This is a genomic window from Nocardioides maradonensis, from assembly GCF_054777115.1.
Genome location: NZ_BAAHAZ010000008.1, coordinates 71,040 through 94,863, shown reverse-complemented (window position 1 = coordinate 94,863; position 23,824 = coordinate 71,040). Strand labels below are relative to the sequence as shown.

General features: G+C 71.2%; 23 protein-coding genes. 15 read left to right on the top strand and 8 right to left on the bottom strand.

The features are described from left to right. The first annotated feature begins 36 nt into the window (after positions 1–36). Genes ACYVAQ_RS11235 through ACYVAQ_RS11225 form a run of 3 tightly spaced genes read left to right on the top strand, consistent with a single transcriptional unit; the run spans position 37 to position 2,462 of the window. A complete protein-coding gene (locus tag ACYVAQ_RS11235; protein WP_460789409.1) occupies positions 37–435 on the top strand; it encodes an MmcQ/YjbR family DNA-binding protein in 399 nt (132 codons plus the stop codon). A gap of 13 nt (positions 436–448) precedes the next feature. Next, a complete protein-coding gene (locus ACYVAQ_RS11230; RefSeq protein ID WP_460789406.1) occupies positions 449–2,173 on the top strand; it encodes a sodium:solute symporter family protein in 1,725 nt (574 codons plus the stop codon). A gap of 10 nt (positions 2,174–2,183) precedes the next feature. After that, positions 2,184–2,462, top strand: a complete 279-nt coding sequence (locus tag ACYVAQ_RS11225; protein ID WP_460789404.1) for a hypothetical protein — start codon at positions 2,184–2,186, stop codon at positions 2,460–2,462. Here the strand turns inward: ACYVAQ_RS11225 and ACYVAQ_RS11220 are convergent. From ACYVAQ_RS11220 to kstD, 3 genes are all read right to left on the bottom strand, one after another. Beyond that, entirely contained in the window at positions 2,431–2,874 is a 444-nt protein-coding gene (locus ACYVAQ_RS11220; RefSeq protein ID WP_460789401.1) for an OsmC family peroxiredoxin, read from the bottom strand. The genes ACYVAQ_RS11225 and ACYVAQ_RS11220 overlap by 32 nt on opposite strands. 128 nt (positions 2,875–3,002) lie before the next feature. Continuing rightward, on the bottom strand, positions 3,003–3,875 hold the full coding sequence (locus ACYVAQ_RS11215; RefSeq protein ID WP_460789397.1) for a MaoC/PaaZ C-terminal domain-containing protein: 873 nt from the start codon (positions 3,873–3,875) through the stop codon (positions 3,003–3,005). Beyond that, positions 3,865–5,523 carry a 3-oxosteroid 1-dehydrogenase gene (gene kstD / locus ACYVAQ_RS11210; RefSeq protein ID WP_460789394.1) on the bottom strand — a complete coding sequence of 553 codons (1,659 nt, stop codon included), beginning with the start codon at positions 5,521–5,523 and terminating at the stop codon, positions 3,865–3,867. Before kstD ends, ACYVAQ_RS11215 begins: the two co-directional genes overlap by 11 nt. Positions 5,524–5,548: 25 nt before the next feature. On the opposite strand from kstD, the gene ACYVAQ_RS11205 reads away from it, so the two are divergent. From ACYVAQ_RS11205 to ACYVAQ_RS11150, 12 genes are all read left to right on the top strand, one after another. Beyond that, positions 5,549–6,364, top strand: a complete 816-nt coding sequence (locus tag ACYVAQ_RS11205) for a 2-keto-4-pentenoate hydratase (RefSeq protein ID WP_460789391.1) — start codon at positions 5,549–5,551, stop codon at positions 6,362–6,364. A gap of 2 nt (positions 6,365–6,366) precedes the next feature. Continuing rightward, the gene (locus ACYVAQ_RS11200; protein WP_460789389.1) at positions 6,367–7,311 is read left to right on the top strand and encodes an acetaldehyde dehydrogenase (acetylating); all 945 of its coding nucleotides are present in this window, start codon (positions 6,367–6,369) and stop codon (positions 7,309–7,311) included. A gap of 1 nt (position 7,312) precedes the next feature. After that, the gene (gene dmpG, locus ACYVAQ_RS11195) at positions 7,313–8,398 is read left to right on the top strand and encodes a 4-hydroxy-2-oxovalerate aldolase (protein ID WP_460789385.1); all 1,086 of its coding nucleotides are present in this window, start codon (positions 7,313–7,315) and stop codon (positions 8,396–8,398) included. Positions 8,399–8,419: 21 nt separating this feature from the next. Next, positions 8,420–8,839 (top strand): VOC family protein, encoded by a 420-nt coding sequence (locus ACYVAQ_RS11190; protein ID WP_460789383.1) that lies wholly within the window; start codon positions 8,420–8,422, stop codon positions 8,837–8,839. A gap of 172 nt (positions 8,840–9,011) precedes the next feature. After that, positions 9,012–10,664, top strand: a complete 1,653-nt coding sequence (locus ACYVAQ_RS11185) for a long-chain fatty acid--CoA ligase (RefSeq protein WP_460789381.1) — start codon at positions 9,012–9,014, stop codon at positions 10,662–10,664. Between the two features lie 3 nt (positions 10,665–10,667). Continuing rightward, complete coding sequence (locus ACYVAQ_RS11180) at positions 10,668–12,137, top strand: FAD-binding oxidoreductase (RefSeq protein ID WP_460789378.1); 1,470 nt, start codon at positions 10,668–10,670, stop codon at positions 12,135–12,137. Positions 12,138–12,349: 212 nt separating this feature from the next. Then, on the top strand, positions 12,350–13,534 hold the full coding sequence (gene hsaA, locus ACYVAQ_RS11175) for a 3-hydroxy-9,10-secoandrosta-1,3,5(10)-triene-9,17-dione monooxygenase oxygenase subunit (RefSeq protein WP_460789376.1): 1,185 nt from the start codon (positions 12,350–12,352) through the stop codon (positions 13,532–13,534). Beyond that, entirely contained in the window at positions 13,534–14,427 is an 894-nt protein-coding gene (gene hsaD, locus ACYVAQ_RS11170; RefSeq protein WP_460789374.1) for a 4,5:9,10-diseco-3-hydroxy-5,9,17-trioxoandrosta-1(10),2-diene-4-oate hydrolase, read from the top strand. Before hsaA ends, hsaD begins: the two co-directional genes overlap by 1 nt. Continuing rightward, positions 14,424–15,323 carry an iron-dependent extradiol dioxygenase HsaC gene (gene hsaC, locus ACYVAQ_RS11165; RefSeq protein WP_460789372.1) on the top strand — a complete coding sequence of 300 codons (900 nt, stop codon included), beginning with the start codon at positions 14,424–14,426 and terminating at the stop codon, positions 15,321–15,323. Before hsaD ends, hsaC begins: the two co-directional genes overlap by 4 nt. Positions 15,324–15,341: 18 nt before the next feature. After that, positions 15,342–15,965, top strand: a complete 624-nt coding sequence (locus ACYVAQ_RS11160) for a flavin reductase family protein (RefSeq protein WP_460789370.1) — start codon at positions 15,342–15,344, stop codon at positions 15,963–15,965. Positions 15,966–16,040: 75 nt separating this feature from the next. After that, positions 16,041–17,009: a trypsin-like serine peptidase gene (locus ACYVAQ_RS11155; RefSeq protein ID WP_460789367.1), complete on the top strand. Its 969-nt coding sequence runs from the start codon at positions 16,041–16,043 to the stop codon at positions 17,007–17,009. A 58-nt stretch (positions 17,010–17,067) separates the two neighbouring features. Continuing rightward, positions 17,068–17,478 carry a TetR/AcrR family transcriptional regulator gene (locus ACYVAQ_RS11150; protein WP_460789364.1) on the top strand — a complete coding sequence of 137 codons (411 nt, stop codon included), beginning with the start codon at positions 17,068–17,070 and terminating at the stop codon, positions 17,476–17,478. A gap of 404 nt (positions 17,479–17,882) precedes the next feature. On the opposite strand, the gene ACYVAQ_RS11145 is transcribed toward ACYVAQ_RS11150, so the two are convergent. The 5 genes from ACYVAQ_RS11145 to ACYVAQ_RS11125 all read right to left on the bottom strand — a co-directional run bounded on the left by ACYVAQ_RS11145 (position 17,883) and on the right by ACYVAQ_RS11125 (position 23,776). Continuing rightward, positions 17,883–19,235, bottom strand: coding sequence for a helix-turn-helix domain-containing protein (locus tag ACYVAQ_RS11145; RefSeq protein WP_460789362.1), 1,353 nt, complete (start codon positions 19,233–19,235; stop codon positions 17,883–17,885). Between the two features lie 71 nt (positions 19,236–19,306). Further along, the gene (locus ACYVAQ_RS11140) at positions 19,307–20,248 is read right to left on the bottom strand and encodes an acyl-CoA dehydrogenase family protein (RefSeq protein WP_460789360.1); all 942 of its coding nucleotides are present in this window, start codon (positions 20,246–20,248) and stop codon (positions 19,307–19,309) included. Then, the gene (locus ACYVAQ_RS11135; RefSeq protein WP_460789357.1) at positions 20,248–21,129 is read right to left on the bottom strand and encodes an acyl-CoA dehydrogenase family protein; all 882 of its coding nucleotides are present in this window, start codon (positions 21,127–21,129) and stop codon (positions 20,248–20,250) included. The genes ACYVAQ_RS11140 and ACYVAQ_RS11135 overlap by 1 nt, the downstream gene beginning before the upstream one ends. Beyond that, a complete protein-coding gene (locus tag ACYVAQ_RS11130) occupies positions 21,126–22,268 on the bottom strand; it encodes an acyl-CoA dehydrogenase family protein (RefSeq protein WP_460789354.1) in 1,143 nt (380 codons plus the stop codon). Before ACYVAQ_RS11130 ends, ACYVAQ_RS11135 begins: the two co-directional genes overlap by 4 nt. Continuing rightward, positions 22,268–23,776 (bottom strand): FadD3 family acyl-CoA ligase, encoded by a 1,509-nt coding sequence (locus ACYVAQ_RS11125; RefSeq protein WP_460789351.1) that lies wholly within the window; start codon positions 23,774–23,776, stop codon positions 22,268–22,270. Before ACYVAQ_RS11125 ends, ACYVAQ_RS11130 begins: the two co-directional genes overlap by 1 nt. Positions 23,777–23,824: the final 48 nt, after the last annotated feature.

Here is a 23,824-nt window from a genome sequence, read left to right as displayed (position 1 = left end):
AGGACAACGCTAGTGCGGGCGGCCTACGCTCGGCACGTGGATATCGATGACGTCGCTCGCATCGTCGCCACCTTCCCCGAGGTCGAGGAGGGGGAGCGGCGTGGCAACCTCGCATGGTCGGTCGCCGGCAAGGGGTTCGCGTGGGAGAGGCCGTACACGAAGGCGGACATCAAGCGGTTCGGCGATCAGCCCTACCCCGCCGAGCCGCTCGTCGGCGTACGCACCGCCGGCCTCGCGGAGAAGGAGGCGCTGCTCGCCACCAGCTCCGATGCCGTCTTCACCATCGAGCACTTCCACGGGTACGCCGCCGTGCTGGTCGACCTCGCCCACGTGACCGAGCAGGAGCTGACCGAGGTCCTCGCCGACGGCTGGCTCGCGATGGCGCCCCCACGCCTGGTCGCCGAGTTCCCGGGAGTCGCGTCCGACGGGGGATAACGTCACGAGGGTGATGCCGCTCACGATCATCCAGGCGAACTCGGTCGACTACCTGATCCTCGCGACGTACTTCGTGTTCGTCCTCGGGATCGGATGGCTGGCGCGGTCCAAGGTCTCGGACTCCGTCGGCTTCTTCCTCTCGGGGCGCTCGTTGCCCGCGTGGGTCACCGGTCTGGCATTCATCTCCGCGAACCTCGGCGCGGTCGAGATCATGGGCATGTCCGCCACCGGCGCCCAGATCGGCCTGCCCACGGTCCACTACTTCTGGGTCGGCGCCATCCCCGCCATGCTCTTCCTGGGCGTGGTGATGATGCCGTTCTACTACGGCTCCAAGGTCCGCTCGGTGCCGGAGTTCATGCTCCGCCGGTTCGGGCCGGGTGCGCACCTGGTCAACTCGTTCTCCTTCGCGCTGGCCCAGCTGCTCATCGCCGGCGTCAACCTCTACCTGCTCGGCACGATCGTGCACGCGCTGCTCGGCTGGCCGCTGTGGATCGCGCTCGTGGTCGCCGCGCTCGTGGTGCTGTCCTACATCACCCTCGGCGGGCTGTCGGCCGCGATCTACAACGAGGTCCTGCAGTTCTTCGTGATCGTGGCCGGCTTGCTGCCGCTCACGATCATCGGCCTGCACAAGGTCGGCGGCTGGAGCGGGCTGATGGACAAGCTCGCCCCGCAGGTCAAGGACGGCGCGGTGGCCGCCACGGTCGCCCAGCAGAGGTCGTCCTGGCCCGGGCAGGCGCTGTCCGGCTTCGACTCGTCGTTCTGGTCGGTGGTCGGGATCGTGTTCGGCCTCGGCTTCGTGCTGTCCTTCGGCTACTGGACGACGAACTTCGTCGAGGTCCAGCGGGCCATGGCCTCGGACTCGATCTCCTCGGCGCGCAAGACGCCGATCATCGGTGCCTTCCCGAAGATGTTCGTCCCGTTCATCACGATCGTCCCGGGCATGCTGGCCGCCGTCCTGGTGACCGAGATCGCCCAGCTCAAGGCGGGCGGGTCACCACGCGGTGGTGCGTCCGGCGACGGCGTCGCGTACAACGACGCGCTGCTCTACCTGATGCGCGACCTGCTGCCCAACGGTCTGCTCGGCGTCGCGATCACCGGCCTGCTCGCGGCGTTCATGGCCGGCATGGCCGCGAACATCTCCGCGTTCAACACCGTCTTCAGCTACGACCTGTGGGGGACGTACGTCGTCAAGGACCGTCCCGGCGCCTACTACGTCACGATCGGCCGGATCGCCACCGTCGCCGCGACCGTGATCGCGATCGCGACCGCCGCGGTGGCCTCCCACTTCTCCAACGTCATGGACTACCTGCAGACCCTGTTCGGGTTCTTCAACGCCCCGCTGTTCGCGACCTTCATCCTCGGCATGTTCTGGAAGCGGATGACCGCCACTGCCGGCTGGGTCGGGCTCGTGGCCGGCACCTGCGGCGCGGTCGTCGTGGCGATCCTGGCCGACGGGACGCTCGGCGGCCTGTCCCAGGGCGTCATCCCCATCAGCGGGCAGGGCGCCGCCTTCCTGTGCGCCTCGACGGCGTTCGTGGTCGACGTCGGGCTGAGCGTGCTGGTCTCGCTCGTCACGAAGCCGAAGCCTGCCGCCGAGCTGCGCGGGCTGGTCTACTCCGAGACACCCCGGGAGGAGCGGACGGATCCCTTGGAGTCGACGTACGCCTGGTACCGCCGACCCGTGCCGCTGGCCGGCATCGCACTGGCCATGGTCATCGTCCTGAACGCGATCTTCTGAGGAGGCTGAGATGAGTGACGACACGAGCCCGCACACCGCCGGCGCCTTCGACATCCGCAACGTGATCGGCGTGCTGCTCGGCGTCTACGGGATCATCCTCGTGGTCACCGGCCTGGTGAGCCACCAGGCGCCGGCGCTCACCGGTCAGCTGCACGCCGACCTGTGGGCCGGTGGCGCGCTGGTCGTGGTGTCGGTGGTGTTCCTGGCCTGGGCGAGGCTGCGGCCGATCGTGGTCGGGCGCAGCCCCGCCGACGGCGCTACGCCGTCTCGAGAGCAGCGTCCAGGCTGATCTCGCCGACGCCCGCGAGGGCGCGGCTGACCGGGCAGCCGGCCTTGGCCGCTGCCGCTGCGGCGGCGAAGCCCGCCTCGTCGAGACCTTCGACCTCGCCGCGGACGGTGATCGTGATGGTGGTGATGGTGGGCGCACCGTCGGCCTGACCGAGCGTGACGTCGACGGAGACGTCGAGTGCCTGGGGCGTGCCGCCGGCCTTCGCGATCTCGTTGGACAGCGACATCGCGTAGCAGGCCGAGTGGGCGGCGGCGATGAGCTCCTCGGGGCTCGTGGTGCCCTGCGCGTCGTCAGCCGCGCGCCGCGGGAAGTCGACGTCGAACGTGCCGGCGCCGGAGGAGGTCAGCTCGACCTGGCCGGAGCCGTCCTGGAGTCCGCCGTTCCAGGCGGTGCGTGCGGTGCGAGTGGGCATGGGGCTGCCTTTCGTGGAGGTCTGCAGATTTCCCAAGGGATGTAGGAAAGCCTGCACCTCCCATGCGTTGCATGGCCAGGGGAGCGCAGAGTTCGCTGCATCCCTTGGGAAATCTGCAGCCGGTCGCGTCAGCGGGCGGTGAGCAGGCAGTCGGCCAGCGCGGGCCGGGCGTCCTCGCCGACGGTCGCCGCGGCCACGATGCCCGCGTCGGTCTCCCAGGCGTTCACCGTCAGGGTCTCGCCCGGGAAGACGACGCCGGCGAACCGGGCGCCCCAGCCGGCGACCCGCGACGCGTCTCCGTCGAGCAGCCCGTCGGTGAGCTCGCGCAGCACGATGCCCCAGGTGCACAGCCCGTGCAGGATCGGGGCGGGGAAGCCCGCGCCCTTCGCGAAGGCCGGGTCGGCGTGCAGCGGGTTGCGGTCGCCGCAGAGGCGGTAGAGCAGCGCCTGCTGCGGCGTCACGGCGTACGACGTGGTGAGGTCGGCCGGCCGCTCCGGGAGCTCGACCGCGGTGCTGGTGCCGCGGTCGCCGCCCCAGCCACCCTCGCCCTTGACGAAGATCGAGGAGCGGACGCGCCACAGCTGCTCGCCGGTGTCGTCCGACGTCGCGACGCCCTCCTGCCAGATCACCGCCGCCTTGGTCTTGTCCCAGATGTCGGTGATCGTGGTGCGGATCGTCGCGGAGCCTGCTGTCGGGATCGGGCCGCTGACCGCGATCGACTGCGAGCCGTGCACGACCTGGGCCAGGTTGATGTCGCAGCCGGGCAGGTCCAGCGGCGGCGGGTCGGTCTCGTGGAAGGTCGGGGCCACGACGCCGAAGGACGGCAGCACCTGGAGCGACGCGTCGTCGAGCGTGTAGCGGAGGGCGGCGGGGGACAGGTTGTCGCCCGGACGCGCGCCGGCGCCGATGCCGAGGTGGTAGAGCAGCACGTCGCTGTCCGACCACGAGAAGGACCGCGCGCCGAGGTCGGCGCCGATGGCGATCGAGGGATCAATGGGCATCGGCGATGTCCTCCGCTGCGAGGTAGCCGAACACGAGGGCGGGGCCGATGGTCCCGCCCGGGCCGGGGTAGGTGTTGCCCATGACGGCCGACGAGACGTTGCCGGCGGCGTACAGGCCGGGGATCACGGCGCCGTCCTCGCGGAGGACGCGGGCCTTCTCGTCGGTGACGAGCCCGCCCTTGGTGCCGAGGTCGCCGGGCACGATCTTGACCGCGTAGAACGGGCCCTTCTCGATCGGCGCGAGCGAGCAGTTCGGCTTGACGGTGGGGTCGGAGTAGTACTTGTCGTAGGCGCTCTCCCCGCGGTGGAAGTCCTCGTCGACACCCGCGCGTGCGAAGCCGTTGAACCGCTCGACAGTGGCGGTGAGGTTCTCGGCCGGCACCCCGACCTTCGCCGCGAGCTCCTCGAGGGAGTCGGCGCGGACGACCACGCCCTCCTTGTACCAACGTCCCGGGAAGGGCTGCCGCCCGGCGACGCCGGCGAAGAGGTAGCGGTTGCGGTAGGTCTGGTCGAAGACCATGTACGACGGCACGTGGCCGACCCCGGTCGCCTCGCCCTTGTAGATCTCGTGCGTGGCCTCGACGTACGGCAGCGCCTCGTTCATGTACCGCTTGCCTGCCGAGTTCACGATGATGGAGCCGGGCAGGTTGCGCTCGGCGAGGCAGAACCAGGCGCGGCCCGGGAGCGGGATCGTCGGGCCCCACCAGGCGTCGTCCATCAGGTCGGTGGCCGCGCCCGCGGCGGTGCCGGCGAGCAGGCCGCCGCCGGTGTTCGACGCCGCGCCGGTGGACCAGGTGGTCGAGGTCGGTGGGGGGAGGAACTTCTCGCGCAGCTCCTGGCTGTGCTCGAAGCCGCCCGAGCCGAGGATGACGCCGCGCGTCGCGCGGACCTCACGTCGCTCCCCGCCCTGCTCCACGACGACACCGAGGACGCGGCCGTCCTCGACGAGCAGGTCCAGGAGCGCGGTCTCGTACTCGACCGGGACGCCCGCGTCGCGCAGCCCCTGGCGCAGGCCGATCGCGATGGCGTTGCCCATCGCGTACATCTTCTTGCCGGTCGCGATGGCGAGTAGGCGCTTGAGCATCACCTTGACCATCGTGAGCGGGCCGCGCAGGGTGCGCAGCCCGAGGCTGATCTTGCGGAAGTCGGCCTGGGTCACGATGAGGTTCGCCGGCGCCTTCGTGTACGGCGGGTGCAGCCGCTCCAGCTCCTCGCCGAGGAACCGCGCGTCCAGCGGCACCGGCTCGACGCTGCGCCCGCGGGGACGGCCGCCGGGCTGCTCGGGCAGGTAGTCGGCGTACTCCGGCACCCAGGTGAAGGTGACCGGGGTGTTGTCGCGGATGAACTCCAGCACCTCGGGCCCGCGGTCGAGATAGGTGTCGCGGCGGACCTTCGGGACGGTGTCGCCGACGATCGCATCGAGGTAGGTCTTCGCGGCCTCCCGGTCGTCGGGATCGACCTGGCCCGCCGCCTCCAGGGCGTAGTTGCCGGGGATCCACACCCCGCCGCCCGAGCGCGCGGTGGAGCCGCCGAAGTACGGGCTCTTCTCGACCAGCACGGTGTCGAGGCCCTTGCGGGCGGCGGCGAGCGCGGCCGACATGCCGGCGCCGCCGGCGCCGACCACCACGACGTCGTAGGAGTCCTTCATGCGAAAAACTGTAACAGGTTCTAGTATGGGTCGCGTGACCTCTCCCGACGTGATCTCTGCCGCCGTCGAGCGGCTGGCCGTTGCCCAGGCGACGCGTACGCCGTGCGCCGCGGTGCGCGACCTGATCGGCACCGACGACCTCCCGGCGGCGTACGCCGTGCAGCAGGGTCTGGTGCAGGCGCGGATCGCCGACGGGGCAGCCGTGGTGGGCCGCAAGATCGGTGCCACGTCGAAGGCGGTCCAGGACCAGCTCGGTGTCGACCAGCCGGACTTCGGCTACCTGCTCGACGACATGGACGTCTCCCACGGCGTCCACGGCGAGCCGATCTCGATGCGCACGCTGGTGCAGCCGCGCGTGGAGGCCGAGGTCGCGTTCCGGCTCGGCGCGGACATCGCGCCGGCCACCGAGGAGGAGATCACCCTCGACCTGGTCCGCTCGGCGGTCGAGGTCGCGCTGCCGGCGTTGGAGATCGTCGACTCCCGGATCGAGAGCTGGGACATCACTTTCACCGACACGGTCTCCGACAACGCCTCCAGCGGCCTGTTCGTCATCGGCACCGACGGCCGCACGCTCGACGAGCTCGAGCCGCGCGGCGTCGAGATGGAGCTCACCATCAACGACGAGGTGCGCTCCAGCGGCAACGGCGCTGCGTGCCTCGGCGACCCGCTCGAGGCGCTGCGCTGGCTGGCCGTGCAGGCCTGCCGGTTCGGCGACCCGCTGCGGGCCGGCCACCTGATCCTGTCCGGGGCCCTGGGCCCGTTCGTGCCGTTCGCCGCGGGGGACCGCGTCACGGCGTCCATCAGCGGCTTCGCGCCCCTGACCGTCACCTTCGAGGAGTGAACATGGTTGCGACCCCTTCGACAAGCTCAGGGACCGAAAGAAGGAGCGGAGGGAAGCTCACCGCAGCGATCGTCGGGCCCGGCAACATCGGCACCGACCTGCTCTACAAGCTGCTCCGGTCCGACGTGATCGAGCCGCGCTGGATGATCGGCGTCGACCCGGCGTCGGAGGGCCTGCGCATCGCGGCCGACAAGGGCCTGGTGTCCAGCCACGAGGGCGTCGACTGGCTGCTCAAGCAGGACGAGCTGCCCGACCTGCTCTTCGAGGCCACGTCGGCCTACGTGCACCGCGAGTACGCCCCTCGGTACGCCGAGGCCGGCATCCGCGCCGTCGACCTGACTCCGGCCGCGGTCGGTCCGGCGGTGATCCCGCCGGTCAACGGCGAGGCCCACGTCGACGCCCTCAACGTCAACATGATCACCTGTGGCGGCCAGGCCACCATCCCGATGGTCAACGCCGTCTCGCGGGTCACCCCGGTCAACTACGCCGAGATCGTCGCCTCCGTCTCGTCGGCCTCGGCCGGCCCCGGCACGCGCGCCAACATCGACGAGTTCACCCGGACCACCTCGGCCGGCGTGGAGTCGATCGGTTGCGCCGAGAAGGGCAAGGCGATCATCATCCTCAACCCGGCCGAGCCGCCGATGATCATGCGGGACACGATCTTCTGCGCGGTCGACCCGGACGCCGACACCGACGCGATCGCCGAGTCCGTGCACCGCATGGAGAAGGCCGTCCAGGAGTACGTCCCGGGCTACCGGCTGCTCCAGGAGCCGCAGTTCGACGGCCCGTCCGACTTCACCCGGGGCATGCGCCGGGTCTCGATCTTCGTCGAGGTCGAGGGCGCGGGCGACTTCCTGCCGCCGTACGCCGGCAACCTCGACATCATGACGGCCGCCGCGACGCAGGTCGGCCAGAACATCGCCCGCTCGATCCTGGGGAGCAACTGACATGAGCATCAACGACCTCGCCCGCACCTGGTCCGGCATCCACGGCGACGAGCCGTTCGGCACGCTCGACCTGCGCCTCACCGACACCTGCCTGCGCGACGGCTCGCACCACAAGAGGCACCAGTTCACCGGCCAGGAGGTCGAGGACATCGTGCGCGCTCTCGACGAGTCCGGCGTCCCCGTCATCGAGGTGACGCATGGCGACGGCCTCGGAGGGTCGTCCTTCAACTACGGCTTCTCCCGCACCCCGGAGCAGGAGCTCATCAGGATCGCCGCCGAGACCGCGCAGCGCGCCAAGATCGCCTTCCTGATGCTGCCGGGCCTCGGCACCAAGGACGACATCCGCGCGGCCCAGGACAACGGCGGCCAGATCTGCCGCGTCGCCACCCACTGCACCGAGGCCGACGTCTCGATCCAGCACTTCGGGCTGGCCCGCGAACTCGGCCTGGAGACCGTCGGCTTCCTGATGATGAGCCACACCCAGCCGCCGGAGGTCCTGGCCAAGCAGGCGCGGATCATGGTCGACGCCGGCTGCCAGTGCGTGTACGTCGTCGACTCGGCCGGCGCGCTGATCATGGAGCAGACCGCCGACCGCGTCGGGGCGCTCGTCGCCGAGATCGGCCGCGACGCCGACGTCGGCTTCCACGGCCACGAGAACCTCGGCCTCGGCGTCGCCAACACCGTCATCGCGGCCCGTGCCGGCGCGACCCAGATCGACGGCTCGGTCCGCCGGTTCGGTGCCGGCGCCGGCAACACCCCGCTCGAGGCCTTCGTCGGCGTCTGCGACAAGCTCGGCTGGACCACCGGCGTCGACTTCCTGAAGATCGTCGACGCCTCCGAGGACGTCATCAAGCCGGCCATGCCCGAGGAGTGCCAGCTCGACCGGATGACCCTGATGATGGGGTACGCCGGCGTCTACTCGTCCTTCCTCAAGCACGCCGGCAACGCGGCCGAGCGGTTCGGCGTCTCGGGCGCGGAGATCCTGCTCGAGGCCGGCAAGCGCAAGCTGATCGGCGGCCAGGAGGACCAGCTCATCGACATCGCGCTGATGCTCAAAGCGGCGCAGGAGCAGCCCGCCGGCGTGTGAGTGGCGTGTGAGAGTAGGGGCATGGCCTCGTTCATCTCGCACACCACCGTCGACTGCCACAACGCCTACGAGCTCTCCGAGTGGTGGAAGCCGCTGCTGGGGTACGTCGACCTCCCGGATGACCCCAACCTGCCCGGGCACGAGGAGTGCATGATCGTCGACCCGGAGGGTGTCGGGCCGCAGGTGCTGTTCATCGAGGTGCCGGACGAGAAGGTGGTCAAGAACCGCGTCCACTTCGACCTGCGGCCGCGCGAGCGGACGCGCGACGACGAGGTGGCGTGGGCGCTCGCGCAGGGTGCGACCCAGGTCGAGGACCACCGCGGCAAGTACGGCCCCGGCACCGGCTGGGTCGTCCTCGCCGACCCCGAGGGCAACGAGTTCTGCATCCTGCGGTCCGAGGCGGAGGTCGCGGCCACCGCACCCGCGAACCCGTCGTCGTGACGCCCGCTCCGAGGCGCGGTCGAGGGAGATGTCTTCCGCACCTCACTCACATGTGAGTGAATCTCGTTCACTCACATGTGAGTGAGGGGACGAGGGCTCGTCCCGGCCTGCCGACACCGCCGCCCCGGCGAGTCCCTCGACGTGACGCGCGCCACGCGGGAGGATCGGCCCCATGCGCAGCACGATGCAGGACGCCCAGCTCACCATCGGCTCGATCCTCGAGCACGGCACCGGCTTCCACCGGGACTCCGAGGTCGTCACCGCCACCGCCGACGGCACCCGCAGCCAGTCGTACGCCGAGCTCCGCGGCCAGGTCGGCCGCCTCGCCAACGGCCTGCGGAGCCTCGGCATCACCGGTGACCAGCGGGTCGCCACGTTCCAGTGGAACAACGCCGAGCACCTGGCGGCGTACCTCGCCATCCCGTCGATGGGCGCGGTGCTGCACACGCTGAACATCCGGCTGTTCCCCGAGCAGCTCGTGTACGTCGCCAACCACGCCGAGGACAAGGTCGTCATCGTGGACGACTCGCTGGTCGGGCTGCTCGCCGCGCAGCTGCCGCACCTGACCACGGTCGAGCACGTGCTGGTCGCCGGCCCCGACGCCGCCTCGGCCGACCTCGACGCGCTGCGGGCCTCCGGCAAGCAGGTGCACCTGTACGACGAGGTCCTGGCCGCCCAGGACGAGGACTTCGCCTGGCCCGACGTGGACGAGCGCGACGCCGCCGCGATGTGCTACACGAGCGGCACGACCGGCAACCCGAAGGGTGTCGTCTACAGCCACCGCTCGGCCTGGCTGCACTCGCAGGCCGTGTCGACCGGCAACGTCGCCGGCCTCACCTGGGCGGACCGGATCCTGCCGATCGTGCCGATGTTCCACGCCAATGCCTGGGGCATGCCGTACGCGGCGCTGATGAGCGGCGCGTCCCTGTGCATGCCCGACCGTTGGCTGCAGGCCGAGCCGCTGGTGCGCTTCATCCAGGCGACGAAGCCGACGTTGTCCGGTGCCGTCCCGACAATCTGGAACGACGTCCTCATCTACCTCGACGCGCACCCCGACATCCGGATCGACACCATCCGGCGGATCCTGTGCGGCGGATCGGCGGTGCCGGTCTCGCTGCAGAAGGCCCTGAAGGAGCGGCACGGGCTGGAGATCCGGCAGGCCTGGGGCATGACCGAGACGTCGCCGGTGGCCAGTGCGGCCGGCGTACCTCTCGGGGTGAGCGGTGAGGACGAGTGGAAGTACCGCGGCGGCCAGGGCCGTCTCGTGTGCGGAGTCCAGGGCCGGATCACCGCCGACGACGGCAGCGTGCTGCCGAGCGACGACGAGGCGGTCGGCGAGGTCGAGGTGCGCGGGCCGTGGATCACGGCCGGCTACTACGAGTCCGACGACCCCGACGTCGACAGCAAGTTCCACGACGGGTGGTTGCGCACCGGCGACGTCGGCCGGATCAGCCCGCTCGGCTACATCACGCTCACCGATCGCGCCAAGGACGTCATCAAGTCCGGCGGCGAGTGGATCTCCTCGGTGGACCTGGAGAACGCGCTGATGGCGCACCCCGACGTCGTCGAGGCGGCGGTGGTCGCGATCCCGGACGAGAAGTGGCAGGAGCGGCCGCTCGCGTCGGTCGTGCTCAAGGAGGGCGCGACGGCGAGCCCCGAGGACCTGCGTGCGTTCCTGGCCAAGGACTTCGCGAAGTGGCAGCTGCCCTCGGCGTGGGCGTTCATCGACCAGGTGCCGCGGACCTCGGTGGGCAAGTTCGACAAGAAGGTCCTGCGCAAGGAGTACGCCGACGGTGACCTCGAGATCCGCACGACCGACGGCTGACCGGTGACCGGCTGGAGCCGTCGGGCGGTCGTGGCTGCGGGTGGGATGGGCGCGCTCGCAGCCTGCGGGAGCCCGACGCCGCGGCCGAGCGCGAGCCTGTCGACACCCCCGGTCGCGCCGCCGCGCTGGGCCCAGCTGCGCCGGCACCTCACCGGCACCCTCGCGCGGCCCGGCGATCCGTCGTACGACCGCGTCCGGCTGCTGCAGAACTCGCGGTACGACGCCGAACGGCCGCTCGCGGTCCTGTCCGCCCGCACGCCGCGCGACGTGGCCACCGGTCTCACCTTCGCCCAGGACCACGCGATCCCCGTCGCGATCCGGTCCGGCGGCCACAGCTACCCGGGTTGGTCCGGCGGGGGCCGGCCGCGTGCCCTGGTCATCGACGTCCGCCCGATGGCGGCGGTCACCTGGGCCGGCACGACCGCGACCATCGGCGCCGGCGCGGCGCTAGCCCACGGCTACGCGCAGGTCGCGAGCCGAGGCCGGGCGATCCCCGGCGGCTCCTGCGCCACGGTGGGCATCGGAGGCCTGGCCCTCGGCGGGGGAGTCGGCGTCCTGACCCGTGCGCTCGGGCTGACCTGCGACGCGGTCCGGTCGATGACCGTGGTGACCGCCGACGGGCACCGGCGTACCGCGTCGGCCGACGTGGAGCCCGACCTGTTCTGGGCGCTGCGCGGCGGGGGAGGCGGCCACCTCGGGGTCGTGACCTCCTTCGACGTCGCGACCTCGGCCGCCCCGACCGTGACGAGCTTCTACCTGGCCTGGCCCTGGGCGCGCGCCGACGAGGTCGTCGACGCCTGGCAGGGCTGGGCTCCGACCGCCGACCGTCGGCTGTGGTCGACGCTCAAGCTGCTCGGCGGCGCCACCCACCCGCAGGGGCCGACGGTGTTCGTCTCCGGCACGTGGACCGGCGCGAGCACGCAGCTGGACGGACGACTCGCACCGTTCCTCCGGCACCTCCCCGCTCCGTCGGCCCGCAGCGTGCACGTGCGCAGCTTCGGCGACGCCATGGCCGCCTACGGCGGCTCGGGCGGCGCGCGCGAGGCGTTCGCCGCCACCTCCCACGTCGCCTACGACGCGCTGGACGCCACCGGGATCGCCGACCTGACGAGTGCCGTGGAGGCGGTCAGCAGCACCGGCCTCAAGGAGGTCGGCGCCTCGATCGACGCCCTCGGCGGGGTGGCGGGGGAGCCGGCGCCGGGCGACACCGCCTTCGTCCACCGTGCCGCCCTGGCGACCGTCCAGTACACGGCCACCTTCCCGCCCGGCACTCCCACGACGGCGGACGCCGCCGTCCACCGGCTCCGCTCGACCATGGCGCCGCACTGGGGCGACCATGCCTACGTCAACTACGCCGACGCGTCGATCCGCGACTACCGGTCGGCGTACTTCGGCGCCAACGCCGCCCGCCTCGCCCAGGTCCGGGCCACCTACGACCCTCACCACTTCTTCACCCAGCCGCAGGACTTCTGACGTCCCTGGTGCGGACCAATCGTGACGCCTGGGGCCGAACGGCAGCCCGAGGGTGTCGTGCAGCCCCACCGGTCCCGATCGGTCCGCCCGAGGGCCGGCCTGTGGCCCGATGTCCCGTTCCACATCGCTGGCGCCCTCGGTCTAAGCGCGACACGCTGACACGATAGAACCGGTTCTCGCGCAAAACGAGAACGTGTTCTAGTATTGGCGACATGACTGATTTCGCCCCCGAGGTACAGGCCGTCCTGGACGGCGTCAGGGACCTGCTGCCGACCTTCCGGGACCGTGCCGACGAGGGTGACCGGCTGCGCGTCGTCCCGGACGCGTCGATCAAGGAGCTGGAGGAGACCGGCTTCTTCCGCCTCCTCCAGCCGAAGCGGTACGACGGCCTCGAGGCGGACCCGGTCGCGTTCTACTCGGCGGTCCGCGACATCGCCGGCGCCGACGGCTCGACCGGCTGGGTCTCCAGCGTGGTCGGTGTCCACCCGTGGCAGGTGGCACTGTTCGCCGACGAGGCGCAGCAGGCGGTCTGGGGCGAGGACACCAAGACCCGGCTCAGCTCCAGCTACGCGCCGACCGGCAAGGCGGTCGTGACCGAGGGCGGCTTCAAGCTGTCCGGCAAGTGGAGCTTCTCCTCGGGCAGCGACCACTGCTCGTGGGTGCTGCTCGGCGGCCTCGTGTTCAACGAGGAGGGCCAGGTCATCGACTTCCGCACCTTCCTCGTCCCGCGCGAGAAGTACCAGGTCGTGGACGTCTGGAACGTCGTCGGACTGCGCGGCACCGGCTCCAACGACATCGTCGTCGAGGAGACCTTCATCCCCGAGGCGTTCACGCTGTCGATGGGGGAGACCGGCGCGTGCAAGGGCCCCGGCCAGGCGGTCAACACCAGCGACCTCTACAAGCTGCCTTTCCACTCGATCTTCACCACCACGATCGCCACCCCGATCGTCGGCATGGCCAGGGGTGCGTACGCCGAGCACGTCGAGATGCAGCAGAAGCGGGTCCGGGCGGCGTACCTCGGCGAGAAGGCGTCGCTCGACCCGTTCGCCGCGGTCCGCATCGCGCGTGCTTCCTCCGAGATCGACGCGGCGTGGGCGCTGCTGATGAGCAACATCCGCGAGGAGCAGGCGTACGTCGCCCGGGGCGAGGCGATCCCGCTCGAGCTGCGGCTGCGGGTGCGTCGCGACCAGGTGCTCGGCACCGCCCGCGCCATCGAGGCCATCGACGCTCTGTTCGAGGCGTCCGGCGGTCGTGCGCTCGCCGAGGGCACGTACCTGCAGCGCGCCTGGCGTGACTCGCACGCCGGTCGCGTCCACGCCGCCAACGACCCCGAGCGCGCGCTGCAGATGTACGGCGCCCAGCAGTTCGGCCACAAGATCGATCCCGGGATGTACTGATGGCCCGAGGTCAGCTCGCGAAGGAAGATGTCCGCCGCTCGGCCAAGGCCGGCGACATCACCCTGAACTATTACGAGGCCGGGCCTGAGGGCGGTTCGACGGTCGGTGGCGGCCTGCCGCTCGTGATGCTGCACGGCGGAGGGCCGGGGGCCTCGTCGTGGAGCAACTTCGGCTCCGCCCTGCCGCGGTTCGCGCAGACCTTCCGCACGCTGCTCGTCGACCAGCCGGGCTTCGGCCAGTCCGACAAGCCACCGGTCACGGCGAACTACTTCCGGCACTCGGCCGACTACCTGGTCAAGCTGCTCGACGAGCTCCAGATCGAGAAGGTCCACCTGCTCGGCAACAGCCTGGGTGGCGGTACGGCGACGCGGTTCGCGCTGTCCTACCCCGACCGGGTCGGCCGGCTGGTGCTGATGGGCCCGGGCGGGCTCAGCCTCAACCTCTTCCACGCCGACCCGACCGAGGGCGTCCAGCGGCTCATGGAGTTCTCGATGGACCCCACCCGCGAGCGGCTGCGCGCCTTCATCTCCAGCATGGTCGTCAACCAGGCCCTCGTCACCGACGAGCTGGTCGAGGAGCGCTTCGCCGACGCCACGGCGCCGGGCTCGCTGGAGGCGATGCGCTCGATGGGCGCCTCGTTCTGGAACCCGGAGTGGGCCGAGGACGGCATGCTCTGGCGCGAGGTCCACCAGATCCGCAAGCACACCCTGCTCACCTGGGGCCGCGAGGACCGGGTCAACCCGCTCGACGGTGCCCTGGTCGCCCTCAAGCAGATCCCCAAGGCGCAGCTGCACGTCTTCCCGAACTGCGGCCACTGGGCCCAGATCGAGGCGGCCGAGGAGTTCGCCCAGGTCTGCACGGCCTTCCTCTCCAACCACCGGGAGCGCGCATGACGATCGACATCAAGTCCATGGGCTACGTCCGGGTCAACAGCACCGACCTGGACGCCTGGACCACCTTCGCCGGCAAGGTCCTCGGCCTGGCCGAGGGCCGCGGCCCGAACCCGGAGCACCAGTACTGGCGCATCGACGAGGTCAGCGCCCGCCTGGTCGTCGTCCCGTCCGACCGCGACGAGCTCGCGGCGACCGGCTGGGAGCTCGCCGACCACCGCGCCCTGCAGGAGGCGCGCGAACACCTGCAGAAGGCGGGCGTCGCGTTCGAGGAGGGTACGCCGGAGGAGCTGGCCGAGCGCCGCGTCCAGGAGCTGATCCGCTTCAGCGACCCGTGGGACAACGTCTTCGAGCTGTTCCACGGCATCACCTACGAGAGCCGGCCCGTCGTCACGCCGTACGCCGCGACGTTCGTCACCGGCGACCAGGGCATGGGGCACATCGTGGTGCCGGTGCTCGACGACGTGGAGGCGCTGCGCTTCTACACCGATGTGCTGGGCTTCCGGCTGCGCGACTCGATGAGCATGCCGGGGGAGTTCGTCGGCAAGGAGCCGGGCTCCAAGGTGTGGCTGCGCTTCCTCGGCGTCAACCCGCGGCACCACTCGCTGGCGTTCCTGCCCATGCCCAACCCGAGCAAGTGCGTGCACATCATGCTCGAGGTCGAGGAGCTCGACGACGTCGGTCGCGCGCTCGAGCGCGTGCGCAAGCACAAGGCGCCGCTGTCGGCGACCCTCGGGCGGCACATGAACGACGAGATGGTGTCCTTCTACGTCAGGTCGCCGGGGGGCTTCGACGTCGAGCTCGGCACCGAGGGCCTGCGTGTGGACGACGACCGCTGGGTCGCCCGTGAGTCGACGGCCGTCTCCTACTGGGGACACAACTTCGGCGGGAACGGCTGAGTCGATACCGTGACGACCATGTCCGACGAGCTGCCCGACGGCATGAGCCCTGACGCCCGTGCCACCTGGCCGCACCCCTCGCTGATCGGGGACTTCCTCGGCGACGCCGAGGTCGACTTCGAGTTCCGGCCCGGCGAGGACGTCGTCGTCCACGACGACCCCGCCGCGCGCGAGGCGGCACGCAGCTTCCGCGACGTCCTCGGCTGCTTCGCCTCCGGCATCACGGTCATCACGACGATGAGCCCCGACGGACCGGTCGGCATGACCTGCCAGTCGTTCTCGAGCGTGTCGCTCGAGCCCCCGCTGGTCACGTTCATCCCGGCCCGGACCTCCCGGGCCTGGCCGATGATCCACCGGGCCGGACGCTTCTGCGTGAACATCCTGTCCGCGGACCAGGAGCACGTGTCGGCCCAGATGGCGACCAAGGGCGCCGACAAGTTCGCCGGCATCGAGTGGACGCCCGCCGAGGTGACGGGCTCGCCGGTCATCGCCGGCACTCTCGCGCACCTCGACTGCACCATCCACACCGTGCACGAGGCGGGCGACCACTTCGTCGTCATCGGACGGGTCGAGCACCTGACCCAGGGCGTCGAGGGCGAGCCGCTGCTCTACTTCCAGGGTCGGTACCGCACCACCGACTGATCCCGGATCCGGGATGAGACGGCCGTCACTGTCGACCGGGTCGCGCGTTGAACCCTTGCTATGGGGGCTCCACACATGCACACGACATCGCACGCCGTACGCCGCACCGTGGCCGGTCTGGCCGCAGCACTCGCGCTGGCGGCCGGCTCGTCGGTCGTCGTACCACCGACGCCTGCGCAGGCCGACGGTGTGGTGCAGCCGCTCGGTCGGATCGCGGCGATCCGGGCGTACTGGACGCCGGCGCGGATGCTGGCCGCCGTCCCGGTCGACTCGCCCACGACGACCGCGCGGACGAGCGGCCGCACCACCGCGGTGACCACGAACACGGTGCAGGCAGACCCGACCGTCTACACCCCCAAGACCGTGGGCAAGCTGTTCTTCTCCGACGGTGGTTCGGACTTCGTGTGCTCGGCCGCGGCGATCATGACGAAGAGCCGCAACCAGGTGCTCACGGCGGGGCACTGCGCGCACACCGGCCCCCACCCCGAGGGCGGGCTGCTCGGTCTCGGCCTGCTGGCCGGCCCGCCGCGCTACTACTCGAACTGGGTGTACGTGCCGCGCTACAACCACGGCCGGGCACCGCTGGGCAAGTGGGTCGTCACGCACGCGTACGTCGCCACCGGCTGGACCGCCGACGAGAGCTTCCAGCAGGACCAGGCCATCCTCACCGTCGCTCGGCGGAACGGGAAGCGGCTCGTCGACGTCACGGGAGGCAACCGGGTCGCGCTCGGCGCGGGCACCACGCACCCAGGGGTGCGGATCTGGGGCTGGCCCGCCGACACCCCCTTCGACGGCGAGACGGCCTGGCGCTGCGACGGCCCGACCCGCGCCTCGTCGGTGTCGACGTCAGGGGACTCCTCGATGACCTGCGGTCTGAACGGGGGTGCGAGCGGCGGCCCCTGGATCCTGCCGGGCGGACGCACGGCCAACGTCGGCACGATCTACGCCGTCACCTCGCGGATCACCACGACCGGCCCGCACCTGATCCTGGCCCAGCCCCTGCCGACCTCGCTGCGCCAGCTGATCAACCGCGCCGGAGGGTAGGCCAGGTCACACCCCTCGTCACCGCGTGACGGGACGCGGCGTCTGCGACGATGCTCGGGTGCACAGCCTGGAGCCGACGGAGGACTTCGCGATCGTCCTCGTCCGGCGGTTCCTGCGGCTGTGCGAGCACCCGCGCACGCAGGCACGGATGCTGCGGATGATCCGCAACGCCACCCGGCACGGTGAGGACAGCCCGCGCCTGTACCGCTGGATCAACCGGGTCGTGCTGCACCCGGCGGCGCCGGCCCGGATGCGGTCGATGTCGGCCATGAAGGCCGAGCTCGTCGCCTCGCAGCTGGTCGGTCTGGCGATGGTGCGCTACGTGCTGGAGGTCGAGCCGCTCGCGTCAGCGTCGGTCGACGAGGTCGTCCGGCTGGCGGCACCCTCGGTGGCCGCAGCGCTCCAGGGCGAGGAGGCGTTCTCGGGCCTGGTCGAGGCGCAGCCGATCGTCGCGACCGACGAGGTGTAGGGCGCGCCCGGAACGAGTTGTGGCCCCTTGCAAGCGCCGACTCGCAAGGGGCCACTACCCGGGTCGTAACCCGACCGTCGAAGTGAAATCCGCGAGTCCGCGGACCGGATCTTCCAGAGCGCTGGGGGTTGTTTCCCTGGACGATCCGATCGTTGAGCTGTTGTCCCCACCCCGACGTACAGATCGTACCAGGAATTTGTCATGAGAATTCGCCAATTTGTGACACGATCGGGCGGAGCGGACCTACCGCGTTCTTGGGGAAGGGACACACCACCATGAAGAACATCAAGCTCGCCATCGCCGCCCTGCTCACCGTCGTCGCCACGTCCGGCGCAGTTCTCGCCGCTCCCGGCGACGCCGGTGCGATCTCTGCGAACGAGGTTCACTGCTGCTGAGCCGAGGGCTCAGCCGACGGGAACACCTGTCGTTCGCAGCTGTCGCTGGAGCCCGGTCGCCTCGGCCGCCTGGCGATAGGCGAAGCGCGCGGTCGTGTGGTCGTCGGCGTCCTCGAGGAGGCCGGCGAGGTCGAACCAGAGCTGAGCCGCGGCCCTGCTTGCACCCATGGCCTCGAGCGCCGCGACGCCGCGGTGATAGCTCAGCAGAGCCGCGTCGGTGTCTCCCTGCGCCGAGCGGGCGCGACCGAGGGTGACCCACCCCTCGATCTGGGCCAGCATCGCGTCCGGCGGACAGGTGGCGAGTGCGCGCTCGGCGATCTCGGCCGCCAGCTCCGCGTCTCCCGCCTGCAGGTGTGCCTGGGCGAGGGTGAGGTCGTTCATCGTCACGTCGGCAGCGCTCGCACTCGTCGTGGTGAGCTCGGCCCGCGCCGTCTGGGCCTGACTCAGGATGAGGTTGGGGTCCGGCTCGTCGGTGCGCAGCATGAGGCGGGTCACCTGGATCCTCAGCCGGGCGAGGTTGCGCCGGTCGTTGCCCTCGGCGAGTAGCGCAAGGGCGCGCCCGGCGAGCTGGCTGGCAGCGGCGACATCGCCTCGACGAGCCTGGACGATGCTGGCCTCCCAGTAGGCGGCGCTGCGGGCAGCGGGCGAGTCGAGCCGCTCCGCAGTCTCGATCGCGCGGTTGCAGCGGCGGGCGGCCTGGTTCAGGTCTCCGCGCTCGTAGAGGGCCGCGGCGATCGTCATCGCCAGCCGCACCGCGTCGTCGGTGCCGTCGAGCCCGCTCGTCGTGATCGTCGCCTCGATCCGCTCGCCCACCTCGATGGCCAGCGCCAGGTCGCCGGACTCCCGGTAGCAGCGGGACAGCGCGATGCCGGCCGCGATCAGGTCCGGTCCGGCAGCGCGCTCGATCGCGCGCTCCCAGATCTCGATGGCCTCGTTGAGCCGGCCCTGGTTCTCCAGGCCGCGGGCGACGAGGGACTCCGCTCGCAGCGCGAGGGCGTCCTGCCCGGCTGCCCGGGCGCGCTCGAGCGCGGAGCGCGCCTGGCTCTCCGCGTCGACGGCCTCACCGTTCTCGAGGGCGAGCTCGGCGTAGTCGAGCGCGAGCCGCAACTCGTCGTACGCGCTGCCCGAGATGCCGCGGAGCAGGTGGTCGACGGTGGTGTCCAGGCGCTGCGCGAGGGTGGTGAGCACGGCAAGGGTCGGGCGGCGCTCGCCGCTCTCGATCCGGGAGACGTAGCCGGTCGAGACACCGTCGCCGCCGAGCTGGCTCTGGGTGAGCCCCCGCGCCACGCGTGCGGCGCGCACGCGCGCGCCGAGCGTCGCCGGGTCCAGGTCATGGAGCAGGGCGGCATGTTCTTCGTGCATGCGCTCCATCATCAAGGAATGTGACCGTCCGCGCACCCCTTGTGGCAAAAATGTTGACAAGGTCCCGGGGATCAGAGGGCGAGGGCCGCCCGGTGGACGTGCGCGGCGCTGAAGAGCTGTCCCAGCGCGTGCGCCCGCTTGAACACCAGGTGGGCGTCGTGCTCCCAGGTGATCGCGATGCCGCCGTGCAGCTGGATGCACTCCCCGGCGAGGTGCTGGGCGCCGTCGAGGGCGTACGACGCCGCGGCGTGCACCTGCTCGGCGGCATCGTCGGCGCCCTCGGCGAGGGCGTACGCCGCCGACCAGGTCACCGAGCGAGCGAGCTCGGTGCGCGCCAGCATGTCGGCCATCCGGTGCTTGAGCGCCTGGAAGGAGCCGATCGGCCGACCGAACTGCACGCGCTCCTTGCTGTACGCGACCGTCATGTCCAGAGCACGCCGGCACAGACCCGCGGCCAGCCCGGCCGACGCCGCCGCGCCCACCAGCTCGGCGCGGGCGAGAGCGGCAGTGGCGTCGCCGATCGGGGTGGTCGTGGCGGTGCCGCGGTCCACGGTCGCGAGCCGGATGGTCTGGTCCATCGACTCGACCCACGTGGTGGCGGCGCCGGTGAGCTCGACCAGGTGGTCGCCGTCGACCGCGAGCAGGATCGAGGCCCGGTCGGCGTCCAGGACCGGTCCGTCGCCGGTCACCAGGGTCGCGACCTCGCCGGCGGCGATCCGGGGGAGCAGCCGCGCCTTCGCCTCCGCCGAGCCGCCCGCGAGCAGCGCCTCGGAGGCCACGGCCGACGCGAGCAGCGGTGTGGGCGCGATGGCCCGGCCGAGCTCCTCGAGGACCACGGCGGTCTCGAAGAAGGTGGCGCCGACGCCGTCGTACTCGTCCGGGATGGCGAGCGCCGGCACGCCGACCTGCTCGCACAGCGTCGACCATGCGACGTCCGGGTCGGCCTGCTTGGCGAGGACCGACCGCACGGTGCCGGCGAGCTCGGCCTGCTCGGGGCTGAGGGCGAAGTCCATCAGCGGCGCTCCGCCAGCAGGGACGAGAGGATGCGCTCGCGGTGGAACGCCGGCGTGCCCCAGGCGGTCACGAGTGCGCGGATCTTGGTGATCCAGACGCTCAGGTCGAGCTCCTGGGTGTAGCCGATGGCGCCGTGCACCTGCAGGCCGTGCCGGGAGGCGAGGTACGCCGCGTCGCCGGCCGCCACCTTCGCCGCCGACACCGCGCGCGGGCTCGGGTCCAGGGCGGCGCCGTGGATCAACGGACGGGCGAAGTCGAGCGCGATCCGGACGTCGGCCAGCTTGTGCTTGATGGCCTGGTAGGACCCGATCTCCCGGCCGAACTGCTTGCGCTGCTTGACGTAGCTGACGGAGTCCGCGAGCACCCGCTCGCCGGCACCGAGCAGCTGGGCGGCCGTCGCCAGCACGGCCAGGTCGAAGGCCGCGTCGTCGACGGTGCCGGCGCCCTCGACGGCGTACAGGCGGCGGGTCCGGTCGACCGACACCAGGAGGTCACCGGTGCGGGTCGCGGGGGTGGTGCCGACGTACGCGTCGGCGATGTCGGCGTCCAGGGCGTACGGGACGACCGGGGGGAGCGCGACGGTGGCGATGCTCTCGACCTCGTGACCGAGTGCGATCGGGAGGTACGCCGCCGACTCGACCCACGGCCCGGGCACGGCGTGCCGGCCGAGCGCCTCGAACGCGATGCAGACCTCGACCGGCGATGCCTCGGTGGCGAGCATGGTGACGCCCTGCTCGGCGAGCCGGTCCCACAGCTTCAGGCCCGGGGCGTGGTCCCCCTCGGCCCAGGCGCGCGCGGCGCCGACGGTGTCGGACGAGGCGAGCAGCGACTCGAGGGAGGCGGCGAAGTCGCGCTGGTCGGTGGTGAGCTCGAACCTCACTTCTGGGCTCCCTTGGGTTCGCGAGGAAGGCCGAGGATGCGCTCGGCGATGATGTTGCGCTGGATCTCGTTGGTGCCCGCGTAGATCGGGCCGGACAGCGAGAACGTGTAGCCGTCGAGCCAGCGCGAGTCGAGCTCGGCCTCGGGACCGAGCAGGTCGAGCGCGGTCTCGTGCAGGGCGACGTCGAGCTCGCTCCACCACACCTTGTTGACCGAGCCGGCGGCGCCGATGTCGCCACCGTCCTTCAGCTTCGAGACCGTGCCCCAGGTGTAGAGCCGGTAGGCCTCGGCGCGGGTCCAGGCGTCGACGACCGCGTCGGCGCGGCGCGGGTCGGGCGCGGCGGCGTACAGGTCGAGGAGGCGGTCGGCGGCGGCAGTGAAGCGGCCGGGGGAGCGCAGCGAGAGGCCGCGCTCGTTGCCGGCGGTGCTCATGGCGACCCGCCAGCCGTCGCCGGGGGCACCGAGCACGTCGGCGTCCGGGACGAAGACGTCGTCGAAGAAGATCTCGGCGAAGCCGGCCTCGCCGTCGAGCTGCGCGATGGGTCGCACCGTGATGCCGGGAGCGTCGAGGGGGAACAGGAAGTAGGTGAGCCCGGCGTGCTTCTGGGCCTCGGGATCGCTGCGGAACAGGCCGAAGCCCCAGTGGGCGAGAGCCGCGCGGGAGCACCAGATCTTCTGGCCGTTGAGCACCCAGCCGCCGTCGGCCCGCCGCGCCGTCGACGTGAGCGAGGCCAGGTCGGAGCCCGCCTCGGGCTCGCTCCAGCACTGCGCCCAGACGACCTCACCGGTCGCCATCGACGGCAGGAGCCGGTCCTGCTGGTCCTTCGTCCCGTGCTCGAAGATGATCGGTGAGAGCAGGAAAATGCCGTTCTGGCCGACCCGCAGCGGCGCGCCGGCGCGGTAGTACTCCTCCTCGAAGACGACCCACTCGACCAGGGACGCGCCCCGGCCGTGGTACTCCTCGGGCCACGAGACGACCGACCACCGGGCAGCGGACAGCTTCGCCTCCCACGCGCGGTGCAGCTCGAAGCCCTCCGCGGTGTCGAGGGACGGCAGCGGCTCGGCCGGGACGTTGGCCGCCAACCAGGCCCGGGCCTCGTCCCGGAACGCCAGCTCGGACGGGGACAGCTCGAGATCCATCAGGAACGCTCCTTCGGTGGTTGAGTAGCGGCCGAGGGACGAGGCCCCGTATCGAAACCCCTCAGCTCACCTTTCAGGACCTTGCCGGACAGGTTCCTCGGCAACGCGTCGAGGTGCTCGACGTACCGCGGCACCTTGAAGTTGGCCAGTCGCTCCTTGGCGAAGGCGATGACGTCGGCCTCGGCGGCCGACCCGACGACGTACGCCTTGCCGACCTCGCCCATCCGCTCGTCCGGTACGCCGACGACGGCCACGTCGGTGATGCCGTCCATCCGCAGCAGTGCCTGCTCGACCTCGGCGGGGTACACGTTGAAGCCGCCGGAGATGTACATGTCCTTGAGCCGGTCGGTGATCCGCAGGTTGCCGCCCTCGTCGAGGACCCCGATGTCGCCGGTGTGCAGCCAGCCGTCGGCATCGATCGCCTCGGCCGTGGCCTGGGGGTCGTCGAGGTAGCCCAGCATCACGAACTCGCCGCGCACCAGCAGCTCGCCGTTCTCGGCGATGCGCAGCTCCATGCCGGGGATGGCGCGTCCGTTGGTGGTCGCGACGGTCTCGGCGGAGTCGTCGGCGCGGCACATCGTGACCACGACGGCCTCGGTCATCCCGAAGGCGGTGACGACGTGCTCGATCCGCAGCTCGTCGCGCATCCGCTCGATGAGCACGACCGGCACGCTCGCCGCGCCGGTGACGGCGAGCCGCAGCGAGCTCAGGTCGTAGCTGTCGCGGTTCGGGGAGGCCAGGATCGACTGGTAGATCGTGGGCGCGCCGGGGAGCAGGGTGATCCGCTCGTCCTGGATCAGCCGCATCGTCTCGTCGACGTCGAAGGCAGCGACGGGGTAGAGGGTGGCGCCGGTCAGCAGGCCGACCAGGATGCCGATCTTGTAGCCGAAGGAGTGGAAGAACGGGTTGACGACCAGGTAGCGGTCGTCCGCGGTCACCCCGCCCAGCTCGGCCCAGGCCCGCGCGACGCCGATCGACTGCCGGTGCGCGCTCATCGCGCCCTTGGGCTTGCCGGTGGTGCCGGAGGTGAAGAGGATGTCGGCCACGTCGTCGGGAGAGACGTCGCCGTGGCCCCCGCCCTCGCTCGGGTCGGCCGCAGGCCCCACCAGGTCGGACAGCCGGGTGATGCGGCGGTCCTCGACGCCGGCGGCGATCAGCTCGCCGACCTGGTCGCGTCCCAGGAAGCCGTCGTGGACCACGACCAGCGCTGCGTCGGTGCGCTCGATGATGTCGGCGACCTCGGTGCCGAGGTAGCGCGAGTTCACCGGGATCAGCACGTTGCCCGCATAGGTGACGGCGAGCGCCGCGACCACCCAGTCGATGCTGTTCGGACCCCAGACCACGATCTTGTCGCCGCAGCAGGCCCCGGCGTCGACGTACTTCCAGCTGGTCTCCTCGACCAGGTCGAGCAGCTCTGCGTAGGAGACGGTGCGGTCGTCCTCGACGTACGCCGGCTTGTCGCCGTACGTCGCTGCCGCGTGCCGGAGCAGGGCCGGGATCGTGTCCATGCCGACACCCTACCAAGCATTTGCTTGGTAGGGTGTCGGCGAGGCGGA